General features: G+C 38.0%; 14 protein-coding genes and 1 pseudogene. All 15 read right to left on the reverse strand.

The annotated features are described in order from the left end of the window. Positions 1-217: 217 nt before the first annotated feature. The 15 genes and pseudogenes from QMA08_RS09480 to tssH all read right to left on the reverse strand — a co-directional run bounded on the left by QMA08_RS09480 (position 218) and on the right by tssH (position 16,933). A complete protein-coding gene (locus QMA08_RS09480; RefSeq protein WP_076924321.1) occupies positions 218-997 on the reverse strand; it encodes a hypothetical protein in 780 nt (259 codons plus the stop codon). A gap of 83 nt (positions 998-1,080) precedes the next feature. Beyond that, the gene (locus QMA08_RS09485; protein WP_182724117.1) at positions 1,081-1,347 is read right to left on the reverse strand and encodes a hypothetical protein; all 267 of its coding nucleotides are present in this window, start codon (positions 1,345-1,347) and stop codon (positions 1,081-1,083) included. 76 nt (positions 1,348-1,423) lie between these two features. Next, entirely contained in the window at positions 1,424-1,903 is a 480-nt protein-coding gene (locus QMA08_RS09490; protein WP_290174339.1) for a hypothetical protein, read from the reverse strand. Between the two features lie 229 nt (positions 1,904-2,132). Continuing rightward, positions 2,133-2,430: pseudogene (locus QMA08_RS09495) on the reverse strand (hypothetical protein); the annotation flags it as partial. A 128-nt stretch (positions 2,431-2,558) separates the two neighbouring features. Beyond that, entirely contained in the window at positions 2,559-2,993 is a 435-nt protein-coding gene (locus QMA08_RS09500) for a hypothetical protein (protein WP_290174340.1), read from the reverse strand. Further along, positions 2,980-3,870 (reverse strand): N-acetylmuramidase family protein, encoded by an 891-nt coding sequence (locus tag QMA08_RS09505; RefSeq protein ID WP_290174342.1) that lies wholly within the window; start codon positions 3,868-3,870, stop codon positions 2,980-2,982. Before QMA08_RS09505 ends, QMA08_RS09500 begins: the two co-directional genes overlap by 14 nt. 246 nt (positions 3,871-4,116) lie before the next feature. Continuing rightward, on the reverse strand, positions 4,117-4,626 hold the full coding sequence (locus QMA08_RS09510; protein WP_138586530.1) for an SMI1/KNR4 family protein: 510 nt from the start codon (positions 4,624-4,626) through the stop codon (positions 4,117-4,119). Continuing rightward, positions 4,623-9,080 (reverse strand): RHS repeat-associated core domain-containing protein, encoded by a 4,458-nt coding sequence (locus tag QMA08_RS09515; protein WP_290174343.1) that lies wholly within the window; start codon positions 9,078-9,080, stop codon positions 4,623-4,625. The genes QMA08_RS09510 and QMA08_RS09515 overlap by 4 nt, the downstream gene beginning before the upstream one ends. Continuing rightward, positions 9,080-9,931: a hypothetical protein gene (locus tag QMA08_RS09520; protein ID WP_290174345.1), complete on the reverse strand. Its 852-nt coding sequence runs from the start codon at positions 9,929-9,931 to the stop codon at positions 9,080-9,082. Before QMA08_RS09520 ends, QMA08_RS09515 begins: the two co-directional genes overlap by 1 nt. Beyond that, on the reverse strand, positions 9,928-10,956 hold the full coding sequence (locus QMA08_RS09525; protein WP_290174347.1) for a hypothetical protein: 1,029 nt from the start codon (positions 10,954-10,956) through the stop codon (positions 9,928-9,930). Before QMA08_RS09525 ends, QMA08_RS09520 begins: the two co-directional genes overlap by 4 nt. Before the next feature lie 2 nt (positions 10,957-10,958). Next, positions 10,959-11,249: a PAAR domain-containing protein gene (locus QMA08_RS09530; RefSeq protein ID WP_024595244.1), complete on the reverse strand. Its 291-nt coding sequence runs from the start codon at positions 11,247-11,249 to the stop codon at positions 10,959-10,961. Between the two features lie 35 nt (positions 11,250-11,284). Then, positions 11,285-11,641, reverse strand: a complete 357-nt coding sequence (locus QMA08_RS09535) for a hypothetical protein (protein WP_182671935.1) — start codon at positions 11,639-11,641, stop codon at positions 11,285-11,287. 7 nt (positions 11,642-11,648) lie between these two features. Further along, positions 11,649-13,526: a type VI secretion system tip protein TssI/VgrG gene (gene tssI, locus QMA08_RS09540; RefSeq protein ID WP_076924330.1), complete on the reverse strand. Its 1,878-nt coding sequence runs from the start codon at positions 13,524-13,526 to the stop codon at positions 11,649-11,651. Between the two features lie 73 nt (positions 13,527-13,599). Continuing rightward, positions 13,600-14,079, reverse strand: a complete 480-nt coding sequence (locus QMA08_RS09545) for a type VI secretion system tube protein Hcp (RefSeq protein ID WP_024594574.1) — start codon at positions 14,077-14,079, stop codon at positions 13,600-13,602. Between the two features lie 250 nt (positions 14,080-14,329). Beyond that, positions 14,330-16,933 carry a type VI secretion system ATPase TssH gene (tssH, locus tag QMA08_RS09550; protein ID WP_278382092.1) on the reverse strand — a complete coding sequence of 868 codons (2,604 nt, stop codon included), beginning with the start codon at positions 16,931-16,933 and terminating at the stop codon, positions 14,330-14,332. Positions 16,934-16,947: the final 14 nt, after the last annotated feature.

Genomic DNA, 16,947 nt, shown 5'->3' on the forward strand with positions numbered 1-16,947 from the left:
TAGTAAAAAAAACAACGGCAATAGAGGCTATTACCAACACAAAAATTTTTAAACGCGATAAAAACAAAGCAAACACTCTCCCAAGACCTAGCTATAAGCTACTTAATGTTTATGGCCAATTAATTACACCAACCATATTTATATTAAAAAAAGCAGGGGAACATACTAATTAGGTACAATTATATTGCATGTTTTTTAATCAAAAAACAATCCTAATTTAATTATAAAATAGCGTATATATTAATTTACCAATACTACTAAACGCGATACCGCCCACAAGCAAAAAACCATATATAAAACTAATAGCACCCGCTGAAGGATCGCTCCTTTTATCAATTTCTATACATGCCGTGCACACAACAAAAAATATAAAAAAGTTAGCGATAACGCCTAAAATAAAAGCATGCCCAAATAACGGTGATACACCTGCCAAAACTGCGCCCAATATTAAGAGCAAGCCTGAAAATGAATGTTTATTAAACCGGCTCTCTATTATTTTTATAACTAATGTGGCTAACATAAAGAGTAAAAAGTATAGCGTTGGCCAAAACTGATAATATAAATACCCCCAGTTTAAAAGCTCACCTGTAGTTGATGAATAAGTTTGTTCACCTATGACAGGCGCTGAAGCATTCGCGGCATTTTCGCTAAAAAAATATCCTAACCCACCAATAATTAATTTTATAATCCAAAAAAATAAAAAGCTGGCAATAGTAAACCCGATAGCGTCATCTCTTGTTAATCGTTTTTTAGCTTTGCTTTTTACAATAATGGCAAGCATTAAACCTAACAGGCATACACTTCCTAAATAAAGTAACGCCTGCCAAAAGTTATCAGAATAAAATACGGCTAACCCTGGTGCTATAAATAGATACATAGCATCTTCGTTATCTAATGAACGGCTTGGAGTACTCCGATCTGACTCTTTAAAAAGAGCTAAATATACAAATAAAGGCTGTAAAAACAGCATTAAAATACTCGTGGTGATAAGGCTCATAGATCATCCTTGATGAGAAAGAATTAATGCAGCACTTGTGCTGCATTATAATGTGGGTGTTCAATAATAAAGAGAGGTAGGTATTAAAGGTTTATTTTTTGAAAATACGTTTTAAGTTTTAAAAGCCCTGACTCAAGTTCAAATTTTTGTATTTTAGGATTTTTGAATTTAAACCCATTAGAAATATGGGTATTAATCATCGTCGCCATACCCTCAAACCCAGCTGGCGCAGTGGCAACTAAATCGCTCAACAAAGGGTTTATAAGCACTTGATGCTCTTCTATTAAAGTTGGGTCTTCATATATATCGTAAACAAGGTTAGTTAGTGTTTGTTGGTTTTGTTGTTCCATATTATTTCTATAGTGCCTTAGCTTAGGCGTTTATAGCTCCCTAGAGTTCTAAATTGAATAAAGGTAAAAAAAATTATTACTTTTTGTTCCTTCGGTTACTTTTTGCCATTTCTTTTTCGACAGCAGCACGAACGTCTTTTATATCTTTAAAAAAATCATACTGATATTTAATAAGACCTTGGTATTTTTCACCTTTAATTAAATAAAAAGAGAGCAACATAAAGGCTATATTGCTAACTGTTGCAATATAATACCCATTACCTTCTAAAATTATAAAAGTCGGTAAGCAAATCACAGCTAAAAATAAAGCATAGAATTTTAATATATTTGCGCAAAAAAAAGAGCCTTGGCTTACTTTAAAATTTATAAGGCAAAATGCTACCCCTGTAGAAAATAAAATTCCTAACAGCCACTCAGGTTCTGTATCAAAGTATTGCGTTAACACAGTCATTCCGGAGTATACAGTACCCAAAAGTAAGAGCACTGTTACTAATAGAAACCTTCGTAAAAGCTTCCATGGTGGAAATAATAGAAATACCTCATCGTTTTTAGACACTACTTACTCAACTCCTCATATACTTCAGTTGCAAGTAAAAGCTAAACTGTGCCATAAAAATTTTTAGATTAAGAACCTATCTTTCCTAATAAATTTACTTTATTTAACCCATAAAATAGAATTTTACTGCTGTTAAATTTAAATTAAACGCATAAAAATCGCTGCATGATGCAGTTGTGATTTATTACTAAAATTTCACTATAATTGATTTAGTTTTATGCGAGTAGCTTTCGCCCTGTATATATTTCTGTGTAAGTACAGTACCTCTACACAGTTTATGCCAACGAAAAATGGTCACTTTATCATTCAGCTTTTTTGTCATCTACATACAGAACCAAGTGAGTATGGTTACTAATAACAGCATAAGGGCACACATCAATACAAAATATCTCGGCTAACTCAAGCAGCTTATCTTCAACCCAGCCTCGTCGATGTTCATAAGATTGACCTGTAAAATGCTCTTCACCGCACAAAAAAGCACGCCGAACACAACGCGAGATACAGTGGTAATATTTTGTATCAGCCAAACTTCAAAATTAAGATGAGTGTCTAGTTTATTCTGCCATCTAGTTTATTCTGCCAATTAACACCCACTATTTAAAGTGGGTATCATGTTATTTATTCTAAAGGTGGGGCTGAATAGTTACGATGCACTTTAAAAATCATCAATAGCAGATAGCTTGCTAAAACTTGAATCATCACAAGTCCAATATTCTTTTTTGCCATTTTTTTGTATGGTGACTGATTTTTCCTCTGTAACCGTATCAAACTCTTCACTGTAGTAATCACTTACTACGACGTCACCATTAGCTTGCGTAAAAGTCATACTATGCTCTGTAACTAAAGAGCGGTGATAACTGGACTTACTTATATCACTGAGTGAAATGGAATTGATGAGGTTTCTTCCATCAACATTAAACGCCTCCAATTTAAATGTTCCATTCACTTCACTAACAACAATTTCGACTGGCTTAGGTGCATCAGCTTGACACTTAAATATAATCTCAGCTTCACTTTGAGTTGCATTACATGATGCAACAAAAAATAGCGGAAGAATAAATAAAGCCTGAAAACAGTTATTTTTTATCATATTTTTCAAATGCCTTTTGCAGTTTAATATCGTATTGGTTCTCCGCATATTTTGACCCATTATAGCCTTTGGCAAATGCAGCCCAATTTAGCGTGAGCAGATGTCTCTCTAGGCCTTTATGTTTCACAAAATTAACAAACGCATCAAGTTGCTTTCTTTCAGAGCTAAACATTGTTCGGACAAACTCTTCAACATTAGAAAACCCTGATGCACGATAGTTAAAGCCCATAATTTGAAAACGCCCCCAAGAAGCTGATTTTAATGCCTCTGTTGAATTTAGAGTCATAGCCTCTTCTAGTCTTGTGTATTCTCTTGTACCACCTATGTATAAACTACGATTCCAGTGTCTGCTAGATATAGATGGATGACTCTGATCATATATATGATTTGTATAGCGAGAAAATATATGTGCTTCATATAAGATCTTTGGCTTACCATTGGAAAAAAATGCATCACCAGATGATTCAACATCGGCTACAGCTTTAATGGCTGCAACTTTACATCCTAGTTCCTTTGCAATATCTTGATAATCCGATTCTGATAACTTTTTAACGTCTGTAGAGGCAACTGGTAGCTTAAAGTTATTTTTAACTACAAGGGTTATAAGCTTTTCGTTAATTTTTCTATGGGTGCGTCCATTTGGATCTATTTTTCCATCAGGGCGTACCATATTTACCACTTTGCTTTGAAAGAGCTTTATAGCAGCTACGGTTTTAGAGTTTTCAGGGCGTGAGCCTAAACGACCGTCTACGGTAAGTTTTCTAGTAGGCGTTATGAGGGAAAGAAGTGAATTTAAAGCGGTTTGTACTGCCTTTATATCGTCTGGCTTATTTGCGCCGCCAATTCCTACTGATTGGATTAATTTCATTGCTCGCATCGAAGAGTCCTTTTCTATAAAGTTATATTTTTAATTACAATGTGTTAGTGGTAGATAGGCACCCACTATTTAAAGTGGGTGTTTTTGTTATTTTCTTTGTTTTTTCTAAATTCAACATAATGAAAATAGATGTATGAAGTCAAGATTTGACCCCATTGGCTTCTTTTTTTATTACAAATTGTTACCATTATATCAACACCACTATTTAAAGTGGGTGTCTTTGTTATTTCTTTACGATTTTTAGTATTAAATTAAGTCATCTTCTCCTTCAGATTCAACGAGTTTTCGCAACCAAAGACTGAACTTAGACCAATCAGAGTTAGTTTCTAACCAATATTCAGGATTGTCTTCATGTGAAAACACTGAAAAGTTACTACTACCTCGATTACCTTCCAAATCAAAGCCAATAAGATCCCCCCTACCAAGTATTGAACCAATAATTAATAAACTAGGAAATAAACTTTTCATATTCACAAAAACACTTTCAGAAAAAACTTTTAAATCTTCTAAATTGTATAGTTCTACCCCTAACCCATATTCATCAATATAAAGTTTTGATGTCCCTACATTAATTAGGAAGTACTTATACTCTTCAGGTAAACATATCTGATGCTTTTTTTCAAAATTATCAATCTCTATTTCAGTATGTCTTTTTTTCAATATAAAACCATACTCTTCTCCTGACTCGAATTTTACTTTTTCTGTTTGTTTAAGAAAATGATTCAATTTTTTACAAGATGCTTGAAAGTCGTTCATTTCAACTCCGTTATTGTTCCCGGTTTAATACTGTAAGGCAATTCAGATCTAAGTGCTGAGCCAGTACCATGAATAGTCCCTGTATGAGGGTGCTTTACTGGAATCAAATTCCACCACTCATTGGTGCCACCATTTTTCAATGGAATAACATGATGTGGTGTTGCCCCATTTGGCCATGATAAGCCATTATTAACTTCCCACTGCTTAATTAATTCTCTTTGCTGCTTCTTACTAAAGCCGCTTTTCCTAGCCTCTTCATTCTGAACTTTATCTCTTTGCTGAATAATTTTTAAATTCGATTTAATACAACCTTTTTGTTCCTCACTTACTGGAGACAATGACCACTCATCTACATCATGAAGTATATCTGTAATGGATGCTTCTCTAGTCGGAATTACTCTAACGTCCTCAATTATTGAATTGACTAAGTTCGCTTCAATTTTTTCAACCATTTCATCAGCAGTAAACGGTGTATCTTCAAATTTAGAAATCGCAATAAGCTTTTCTTTTAGTTCTGGCGAAATAGCTGAATTAGCATCAAGTGCAGCTTTTACTTTTGCTTGCCCTTCTTTACACAGCAACCCCATTGGATCTACCCAATTCACCGGGTTCGGCGCATATTGATAGTGGTTTATGCCACCTACTAAACCAATCGGATCTTGGTTTATAAAACGCTGTTGTTTTGGGCTGTAGTAGCGGTAGCGGTTGTAATGTAAGCCGCTCTCTTCATCAAGGTATTGCCCTTGGAAACGGATTGGTTGAGTGAAAGAGTCTTCTTTATTTGATTCTGCTTTTAACTCTTCATAACCATACACATCGGCTTGGTTCTCCCATACGACTTCTGCTTTGTTATTGGTTACAAAACGTGGGGTGTGAAGCTGGTCTAGGTGGTAGTAGTACACCTCACCTTGTTTAATCAGTGCGACTGGGTGAAATTGATTTGGCAGGTTAATATACCACGTATATTCGCCGTGCTGGCATTCACCAATTAACTGGTCGTTATCCCAAATGTAGTCAATTTTACCGTGCTCGGTGTGCTTGGCAATACGACGACCTAATGGGTCGTAGTCGTATTGGGTGAGCGTGCCATTATTATTAAAACAGCTTAACTGATTAAACGCGTTATATTCACGGCGGGTTTTAATGCCTTTGCCGGTTTCGCGTATTTGGTTACCAAACTCATCGTAGTAAAAGTCGCTGTCGCCAAAGTGTGTTAGACGGTCGGCGTCGGTGGCACTGTTTATTGTGGTGTTGTTAGTACTTTCATTGTTTGCTACTGAGTCAGCGTTGCTACTATTTTTACTACTATTTTTACTACTATTTTTACTACTATTTACACTACTATTTAGCGCTAGCTCATTGTATTCGCTGTGCGTGGCGTGTGTTAAATCAATAGAAGAGTTGGCTGTATGCTCGTTACTGGCTGCATTATGTTCTATACCCTGCTCGCCGTTAGCTGTATCGCTAGTTTCTTTATCACACGTGCTTGTATATCTAAGGTCTGCATCGTTTGTGTTTGATTGAACAGTCTTACTTTGTGGGTTACCAAAGCTATCCCACTGGTAGTGTGTGGTTGTATCAGCACGTGAGCTTGCCAATGTTTGTTGTATTAACTGGCCGAGGCTGTTGTATTCAAAATTGATATTTTGGCTGCTTACGCCTTCGTTTTTACGGGCAATAAGCTGGTTGACGCTGTCGTAGTTGTACGTACAGGTATCAAATAATGTTTGCGCTGGGTGTGTAAGCTGTTGCTGCGTTAAACGATTAAATACATCAAACTGTTGAGTAAGGGTTATGCTGTTACCAAACTGCTGGGTTTTAATATTACCTTGGCTGTCGTAGCTTAATGTTACAAGCGGCTTCGCAAGTTCAACCTCTTTGCTATTGTTTTGCAGTAAGTTAATGCCGCTTAGCTGGCCAAACTGGTTGTAGCTGTATTTAAGCGTGGTTGAGTCTGGCAGCGTAAGTGATTGCCGTCTGCCGTATTCGTCGTAACTGTATTTTAAAGTATGCGCTTGTTGCTGGTTATTCACTTGCTCAGCGCACAGTAGCCTGCCGCCTTTATCAAACGTTTGTTTAAGTGTTGATTGCGCATTATGTGCACGCGCTATTTTACCTTGCTTTGTGTAGCTGTAGTAATTGGCGTTATTAACGATATGTGAGTCGCTTGCAAGGCTTGCATGCTGCGCAGTTACGCGGCCTAAGCTGTCGCGCTCTATTTTTACATGGCGTTTATTACTTTGCGTTACTGAGGCTAAGCGATTACAGGCATCATATTTATACTGCTGTAGCGTGCCATCAAACCCGGTTATTTGTGTTGGGTTTTCGTTAGCGTCGTAACTTATGCGGTATACGTGGCCGTCGCTTCGCTCGATGGCTGTTAAGTTTCGCTCTTTGTCGTATGTTAAATGCAGCGCACTGCCATCGGGCTGAATAACACAATGCGGTTGGCTTAGCCCTTCAAAGTGTTGCTCTGTGGTATCGCCTTTGCTGTTTTGCGAGCTAACTAATCGCCCAGCTTCGTCGTAGCTAAAATTTTGATGCTGTTTATTTTCAGGCTCTTTTTCATCAAAGGCAATTGTTTGCGTAAGCTGGCCGTGCTCATTGTATTTATATTGAGTGAGTAAGCCTGCGTTATTCAGTGTGGCATTTACGCGGCCTAGACTGTCGTAGCTGTAACGTATTAGCTCATCGTTATGATGCTTTGCTAAAAGCTCGCCTTGCTCGTTCCAAATAAACTTGGTGATTTGGCCGTTTTTATTTATATGCTGAGTTAACTGGCCAAGCTTATCGTAGCTGTATAATGTAGTGCGGCCATCGCCAAAGGTTTCGCTTTGTAATAAGCCAGCCACACTGTATTTACGCGTAACGGTTTGGCCATCAGGTAAGGTAGTTAATACACGTTGCCCTAGTTGGTTGTAGGCAAAATGCGTTTGGCTACCATCTGGCTGCGTTATTGTTTCTAATTGGCCGAAAGGTGTGTAGCTATAGCCCGTTGTACTGCTATCGGGCTTAATTTCACTGAGCTTTTGCCCTTGCGCATTGTATGTATATTGCCAAACATTGCCGTTAGGGTCGGTATGTTTTACCAGCTTACCTTGTGCGTTATGTACAAAGTGCTCTTTGTGGCCGCGAGAGTCTATACAGGTTGTTTCACCAGCCTCTAAGTTATATTCAAACTGGTAAGTATAAGTATTGTTATCGCCCCATTGTTTTGTACATTTAGCACTCGGTGAATAGCTATCCCACTCAAAATGATGGCTAAAGCCACTGGCTCGGGTACGCTTTGTTAATAAATTAGCGGCGTTATAGGCGTAGCGCTCAGTTTCGTTTTGCTGATTAGTTGACTGAACAAGGTTTTTGTTTTCGTCGTACTCATAGCTTGCTAGTAATGGCGATAGCAATTGCTGTTTGTTGTTTTTATCGGTGCAGTACGCTGCTATTTTGCTTAATAAACCTTGCGCGTTGTAGCTAATAATGCAGCCACGTACTTTGTTTACTTCTATACGGTGTAGGCGCTCTTTTGCATCGTAATAAAACGCGATGCTTTGGCCTTTTTCGTTAATTATTTTTTCAAGCAACCATGCGCTTTCGCCTGGTTTAAACGTAAGGTGTTGGTCGTCTGGCGTTACAAGTACTTGCTTACCATTTGTTTGGTAATGTAGCGCAAGGTTACTACTTAACTGATAGCTTGATTGGCCAGGCTTTACCTTTTCAAATTTATGTTTAGCGCCATGCTCGTCTTGGTACTCTAACCAGTAGGTGCCTTTTTGCTTAGGGCCCACTTTTGGCGGCGGCAAGTAATGCTCTGTAAGGCTTGCCATAAAGTCGTGGCGCCAACCATTCCCCATTGTTGTGCACACATCAGCATGAGATGAGCGGTACAAACGTCGCCATACTAATTGGCGGCTGCCTGCTAGAGTAAAGTCGATAAGCGGGAGAATTTCTTCGCCCGACAGCATTGAAACCGGATCTGAGCGGCACTCTTGATTTGTAATGGGCTCTTCGCTTGCGGTGTTATTACTTGCCCCACCCGTATTTTTTGCAGGTGCTTGCGCGGCGCTTTTACCTGATGCTGTTGAGCTTGATTTTTTGCTCGACTTTTTGCCAGCTGCTCCACTATTGGTGTTATCACTAACTTGAATAGATGACTTTGCTTTTTGGTGATAACACGTTACAGCGCCAGCTATTAAAGCTTGGGTAAGTGCACTTGCGGTTTCGCGGGCAGAGGCGCTGCGTGGGCAGCTAACGCCTGCGCTATTTAATAAGTTAATTACGTCGAGGCGTTTGGCAGCATCGCCAGTTAGCGCACCACCAATTTCAGCTATTTGCTGTTTAGCACTTTGTGCCGTGTTTGCTACTGCAGGTGCATAGCCAGAGGGCGTTTGGCCTTTACCAGCAACGAGGCAAATGGGGTAACTTGATCCTTGTAAAACAACTGTATTACTTTGCATTAGTTGTGTACTTCCTCACTTATCCATAAGTATGATGCTGCGGCCTGGTATTTTGATTGTTCTTGAGAAATCACTAACGCGTGTTTAAAGTGATTTACAATAGCCGGGCTTGAGGTCAATTGATATAAATTGACGAGTCCTTCAAGCGCACCAATTTTACCTAATTTGTAATTAGGTAATTCATAATGTGTATGCTCACTAATTAAATTACTGAGCAATTGTAAATTTGTTAACCACACATCGCTTTCGTGGTTTACGCCATTACCTGGCGCACATATAAAATCTATTTGTTTTTTACTATTAAGCGCAATATTAGAAAAAATCCCACTTAATTGGTTATGCTTTATAAAATCTACAGATGGAGCCAGTTCGTGGCTTTGTTGCATCCAACCAGTTTTAACCGCTGTAACAGTTGCAAGTGCACCACCAACACCTTGATAGGCATATTCACCGTTTATATTTGCTTTGTGTGTAGCGTCTACTGCAAGTACGTTAACCTTTTTCCACTGATTTTTTTGCACAAGTTCAATCATTGCATTAGCGCCTGTAGCACCATAAAACAAAATATGACTTACATGTTGTGGAAATAACTGTTTTAAACTATTTGCCAAAAGTTGCTTAAGCTCGCCTTGGTATTCAAGCGCAGGAAGCAACCAAACTAAAGGCGCTTGTAAGTCTTCAACTTTTGCAAATAATTCTTTTGCTTTTAATATGCAATCGTAAATGCATGCATTCCACGATTGCCATTCTTTAAACTCATTTGATGCAGACTCTTCGCCGTATAAAAGCTCATCTATGTCTTGTGAAAGTGGCGCTAAAAAACACTCCATATTAATATTAAAAGCACTCACAGCACGGCCTCCGCAGCTAACTTTTTAGCAGTAGCGTGTTGGTAGTAGTTATATAAGTTAAATACAGCTTGGCTATAACTATCCATAGCAGACATTTCTATAGCATTTAACTTAGTATTTAGCGCTTTACCAGCTATTAAGCGCGAAGATGAAAGCTCGCCCTCAAACTTTGGCCAGTTAGTGTGTAACTGACGCTTAAATTCACTACACGATAACTCATCACCTTGCCATGCTTGCAATTGTGTTTCAAAGCTCACTAATAAATCAAGCTTATCGCCAAGCAAGCGCCTTATTAAAGCAATAATGGTACGTGGTTCTGCAACTTTATTTAAAAAAGTATTAGCTAATGGAATTAATTTTGCAAAGCTACTTTGCAGTAATACCTGCATGGTTTGGTCAACCGTTAAAGTATTGCTTGCATGGTTGCCAACTACATTCACCTGTTCCCAACTGAGTGATAATAAAAAAAGCGACATTAATGGAGAATTAATAAGCCCAGCATTGCATAAGTGTTCAAATGTATTTATTACATCGGTATTTTTGGCTTGGCTACTTATTAATAAATTTTGCTCCAACGCTGGCTGTAAATGCTCAAGTGACTCTTTGTCAGTGGTTAATGCAAAGCACAAAGTTTTTAAGTCAATATAAGCGATTAAATTCAAGCTGTGTTGCTGTAACAGAACTTTATAAATAATTAATTTAGTTAGGCTATGTAAGGTAGGCTCGTTCATTAAAGCGTTAATAAACGCTAAGTTAATGTTTTGAGGCAAATTAGCCATTACCTCAACGCATGCTTGTGCAGCGGAATCAATATTGGGGTCACTTTGTAAAAAAGTGATTAATTGCACTAAATCTGGCTGGCTAAATTTTTGTGGGACGTTATTTTTCTTAGCCGTCAACCAACATGCTTCTAATAGCTTTGTTTTAAGCGTTTTAATAAAACCTACGCATGTAAAAGGGCAATATTGTGCTTCACTAATTGCTAGCAGTTGCGCTTTATGATTACTTAGGTATGTAGATAGCAAGGTTAGCCACCTATTAATACTGTAGGGTTGCCAACAACAATTTTACCGCCGTGGGAGCTGTCATCGCCCATTCTAGCTGCAGGCTTACCGTTAATTTTAACCGAGCCAGAACCCGATTTAATACTATCTGGTGGGCCAATACACACCATCATGTCGCCTTTACGCGCAGCAGGCATTCCACCAATTAAGACATTAGTTGAACCAATAACTACAGGGCCGCCTACATGCGGCACTGTGCCGGTTGTTTTAGGACACACATGCATGTGACCAATTGTAGCTGCGGGCTTGCCCATAAAGACTCCTTGTCTGTTTATATTTTTAAATAAAACTAATCAAATAAAGGGATAATTAATAACTTGCTGTGCGCCACTAATAGAGATAAACACTCTATTAATTCACTTTGAGAATAATCTGAAAGTGCAACAGGGCTTTGCATAGCATACTGGTATAATCCCGACACAACATCTTCACTATTTAATACTGGGTGTAAATTATTTAAAAACTGGCCAGCGTAATAACCATTCATTGCTTTTAGGTGACTTAATGCTGGATTTAGCAATGGATCGTCTGGTCTATTAATTGGCAAACATATTAAATGCGCAAGCCCATAACGGCAATATACAACATATCCGTTATTATTAATGCCGTTTCTAAGTCCTGAATGAAAGCTATTTATTATTTCCATATTTGCACTAATTTAATTTAATCATTCCAGCTGATAAAGTAATAGCACTGCCGTCAACTTTAACATTACTACCTTTAATATTTATATTAGTGCCTTCAATAGTTATATTACCATTACTGCTCATTTTAATTTGTGCAGAGCCTGTTTTAATAACTATTTCATCACCCGCTTCTATATTTAATGTTTTACCTACTTTTAAAGTATCGTTTTCACCCATTTCGGCAATACGATTTTTAGCAACATTAAGGGTGTCGTTGTTAGCAATATCTGTTTTTCTGTCGTTGCCAATTTCAATGTTGTGGTCGTGATCTGTCTTATCATTTTGATCGTTTTTAACATAGAGCTGCTTGTCTTTTTCTGCTTGAAGATAAACCAGCTCACTGCCTTTTTTATCTTCAAACCTAAGCTCGTTAAAATTATCTGCTCCGCCTTCTTTTGTAGAACGCGTTTTTATGCCGCTTTGCGTTTTTTCTGCTGGTAATGCATACGGAGGCATTAAGTCTGCGTTATACACGGCCCCACTTATTATAGGTTGATCTGGGTCGCCATTTATAAAATCCACAAGTACTTCTTGGCCAACGCGAGGGAAGAAAAAAGCCCCCCACTTTTTACCAGCCCAGTTTTGGGCAACGCGGATCCAACACGAACTTTTAGAATCTTTTTTGCCTTCTCTGTCCCAATCAAATTGCACTTTTACGCGACCATATTGGTCAATCATAATTTCATCAGCGCTATCGCCAGTTACGATTGCCGTTTGGACCCCGTTTATTACAGGCTTTTTCTTATTTATTTGTGCTCTGTAAGGGATTTCTTTTGGGACACATTCAAAGTGATTTGAATAAACTTCTTCTACCGATGACTGCTGCGAACCTGATTGGTTGGGTACTGTAATTGAAGTCATCATAGAGGTAATAACAAATGTTTTACCTTCAAGACGTGGGTCTTCGTGCTTTTTAAAACTAAATAACTTACCTACAGTAAATGAGCGGCAATCACTGCGCCCACTAGAAAGCTTCATGTCTCTTTGCAGTGACTCTAGCTGCACAGACGCTAGATTAGCAGCGCGCGGGTGGCACTCTTGCTCGCCCGTGTATTCAAAAATTTCAGAGACCGATTGAGTAGGAAGTTCAGCGTTTGCTTGCTCGCCATCTGGGTATCGTGATGGCTGTTTAAAGTCGTAACCAACACGTTTAAAACTACCAGGGGCAATGCTTAAGCCACCTTGCCAGCGCGATACGTGTGATTCGCTTAAATGGCCGGTTGAAAATACAACTTTGCCTTCATTACATACTTCGTAAGCCGTAATATCATCAGCTAATACAAGCGTATGGTTACTGTTTGAGTGTTCAAAAAAGTAAAATATACCTTCTTGTTGGAATAAGCGCTGAATAAAATCAAAATCAGACTCTTGATACTGAACACAATATTCGTATTTAGGGTAGGTTTTACTGGTTTTATCGCTAAAGGCAACATTGTGTTGGCCAAATAAATCAGCAAATATTTCTTTAATTGTTTTCTTTTGAAAAATGCGGCTATTTTTACGATTGCGCATTGAAGCTGCGAATGGAACTATCGTCGCTTGATAATCTATATAATTTTTTTGCTCGTCAACATCAGCCGTACGGCTGCCATTTGAAACCAAATGACTAACAATGCCGTGGTAGTAACGCTCACCACCGCCATCTGCATTTTTTACTTTAATAGATACAGGTTTACCCACTAAGTCTTCGTGCGCGATCTGCTTTCCAATAGTGTACATATTGGCCGACATAACAAACAAATCAGACATTGCCTCTTGGGCAACAAAACGAGTTAAATAGAGGGCATCTTTACCAACAGGGGTGCTAATTTGAATTACGTTTTTATCTTGTGTTGCTTTTTGCATTCCTTGCTTTTCCCGTCCTAAAGATCAAAAAAAGCTCTGAGCAATGCCCAGAGCCATTATAAGGTAACAAATATTACATTTGTTGACCTTTAACACCGCTGTAACCGTATACAAGAGGAGCAGTAATGTTATTTTTGTCGTCTGTTGGAGTAACAGTCATCATCATTTCTGTGTAGCTGATAGTGATTGTTTCGATTGGACGATCATTTTGTACTGAAACTGAGTAGCTAGAAATCATTGCATCTGTAAGTTCGATTTTCATGATTTCTTCAACCTTATCACCTTGCTTAGTGATATGGAAAACAGCTGGTAAACCTTTACCGATTGTCGCTTCTTTGAAAAGATCCGGAGATGCTTTATCTTGAAGTTTAGTGATTGTTACGTCACCAAGGCGAGTAGAGCTTGACTCACGGTCCATCGCTGTACCAGTAGCTGAGCTAATTTCGCGACTTACATTCCAATCAAGAGATAAAACTGTAATTAAATCTTTGAAAGACTCAGCAGTAGTTTCGCCTTTGATTGAACCGTATTTTAAATATGTATTTGCTTGCATTTGATAATGCTCCTTTTTATTAAACAATGTTATCCATTAATACTGGATTCTTTACTTTGGTATATACCAAAATTCCTTTGAAACCATTATCTTTAATACAGCAATGAAAAGGCCTTCTGATTCCTTTCCTTAGATGAAGACAATGTCTCAAAAATTCCATGTAGTGATATCAGGCACCAAAATTATAATGCCCTCAAACTAAAGAAACAACCTTAATAACAAGTTATTTCAAATTAACTTTAATTAACCTTTAATTCAGCTCTAGTTCAAATTCATTATCTTTTACTAATAGCGATATACTATTAATTTCTTTGTCGTCAATCATGCTAGAAAGTAAAACCTCAGACAACAATGGCAGCACTCTATTTTGAAGTATAGTGTGAATATTACGTGCACCTGAGCCTGCATTTTGGCAATTAGCAATAATATATTCAATTACATCGTCATTATAAATTAACTCTGCATTGTAGTGTTTTTTAACACGTTTAATTATTTTATTTATTTGAATAGCGGCAATTTCAGTAAGAATATCGTCACTTAATGGAATGTAAGGTATTACATTAATACGACCTAAAAATGCCGGTTTAAATGAAGCAAGTAAATCATCTTGTAATGCCTTTAATAAACCTTTGATGCTTGGTTTACTTTCTTCGTCTTCAAATAAGCTCATTGTGGTATCTGTGCCCACGTTTGAGGTCATAATAATGATTGTGTTTTTAAAGTCGATATCGCGGCCTTCACCGTCTTTAATTGTACCCTTATCAAACACTTGGTAAAAAATATCTTGTACGCCTGGGTGTGCTTTTTCCATCTCATCCAAAAGTACAACACTGTATGGCTTTCTTCTTACTGCCTCAGTTAATATTCCTCCTTCACCGTAACCTACATACCCTGGAGGAGAGCCAAGTAATAAAGAAACTTTATGTTCTTCTTTAAACTCTGACATGTTAATTACTGTGACGTTTTCTTCACTACCATACACTTCTTGGGCTAGCGAAAGTGCAGTTTCTGTTTTACCCACACCGCTTGGCCCTGCTAACATAAATATACCGTTAGGACGGCTTTCATCTGCTAGCTGAGCACGAGATGTTTGAACAACTTTAGCTATTAAATCAAGAGAGTGGTCTTGCCCTACAACTCGTTGCTTCATTTGCTGTGCTAAATTTAAAATGCCATGTATTTCATCTTCATGCATTTTGCCAACAGGTATCCCTGTCCAATCTGAAATAACTTGCGCTATAAGCTCTTCGTTAACCTGCCAATGAACCATATTATGTTCAAAAGAGGCTAGCTTCTCTTTACTAAGTCTTAGCTTATCGAGTATTTCTTGTGATGACTCTTCATCTTGAGAGTTAATAAGCTCTAAAGCTTGATTAAGCTCAGCTACAATTTCTTTTTCAGCACTAAATTGCTCATTTAACGGCGCTAATCGCTCTTCAATTGTAATTAGCTCTGCTTTTAATGTGTCTAGTTGCTGTGAATGATCTAAACCCGTTTTTTGCTCTCTGTTAAGCATTTTTACTTGTGTTTCTATTTCGCTTAAGCGATTTACAAGCTGCTCTATAGTATTTGGAGTAGATGCTTGGCTCATTGCAACACGTGCACAAGCTGTATCTAGTAATGCAACGGCTTTGTCTGGGAGCTGCCTTGCAGTAATATATCGGTGTGATAAGTGCACTGCGCCTTCAAGTGCTTGCTCAGATATAAACACTTTGTGGTGTTTTTCCATTACAGGCACTAAGCCTCGTAACATTGCCACCGCTTTTTCAGGGGTTGGCTCTTCAACTTTTACAACTTGGAATCGGCGTGTTAATGCGGCGTCTTTCTCAAAAAACTTTTTGTATTCAGCCCAAGTAGTTGCAGCTATTGTGCGTAATTCACCACGCGCTAAAGCAGGCTTTAATAGATTTGCCGCATCATTTTGACCCGCTGCACCACCGCTACCAATCATGGTATGAGCTTCATCAATAAACAAAATAACCGGATTTACCGCATTTTTTACTTCATTGATAAGCGATTTAAGGCGATTTTCAAATTCTCCTTTCATACCTGCACCAGCTTGTAATAGTGCTAAATCTAAGCTGTGAATTTTTACATTTTGTAATACAGCAGGTACGTCTTTTTGAGCAATTCTTAATGCTAGCCCTTCAACAACAGCTGTTTTACCTACGCCCGCTTCACCAGTTAAAATTGGGTTGTTTTGGCGGCGTCTGGTTAAAATATCAACCATTTGACGAATTTCGAAATCACGACCAAGAATAGGGTCTATTTTTCCAGCGAGTGCTTGGGCAGTTAAATCAACAGTAAATTGATCTAAACTTGGAGTTTTAGAACCAACATTTGCTTGAGTTGACGCATTTTGTACTGAATGGTTGCGCTCTTGAGATTGCGCAACTATTTCAGGCCATGCATGAAGCAATTGACCAGGCTCTATTTTATTAAATAACTTACTACAACGTGTTACTAAGCTAGATAATGTATCGTCTTTAGTAAGGGTATAAATAACGTATGCACTACGAATTTGATTATCTGTAAACTCAATACTGGTACTTAACCAAGATTGCTTAAGAAGACTCGTAACATGCACTGACAAACTAGGAGATGACTCACTACCCGTTTTAAACGACTCTAATGATTGATTTAAATCCTGTTGAACTTTATCAATATCTATATCGAACGAGCCAAAAATTAGTCTAACATCATCTAATTGCTGCTCAATCATTGCAAGTAACCAATGCTCAAGTTCAACCGTGAAATGACTGCGACTATTACATATAGCAACAGCACCTTCTAGGCTTTTTCTGCAATCAGGACTCAGTTTTTCAACTAGTTTATTCAGTGTCATCGAAGACATACTTTTTTCCTTTT

Origin of the sequence: Pseudoalteromonas sp. APC 3355 (genome assembly GCF_030407615.1) — a bacterium.
Classification (GTDB): Bacteria; Pseudomonadota; Gammaproteobacteria; order Enterobacterales; family Alteromonadaceae; genus Pseudoalteromonas; species Pseudoalteromonas distincta.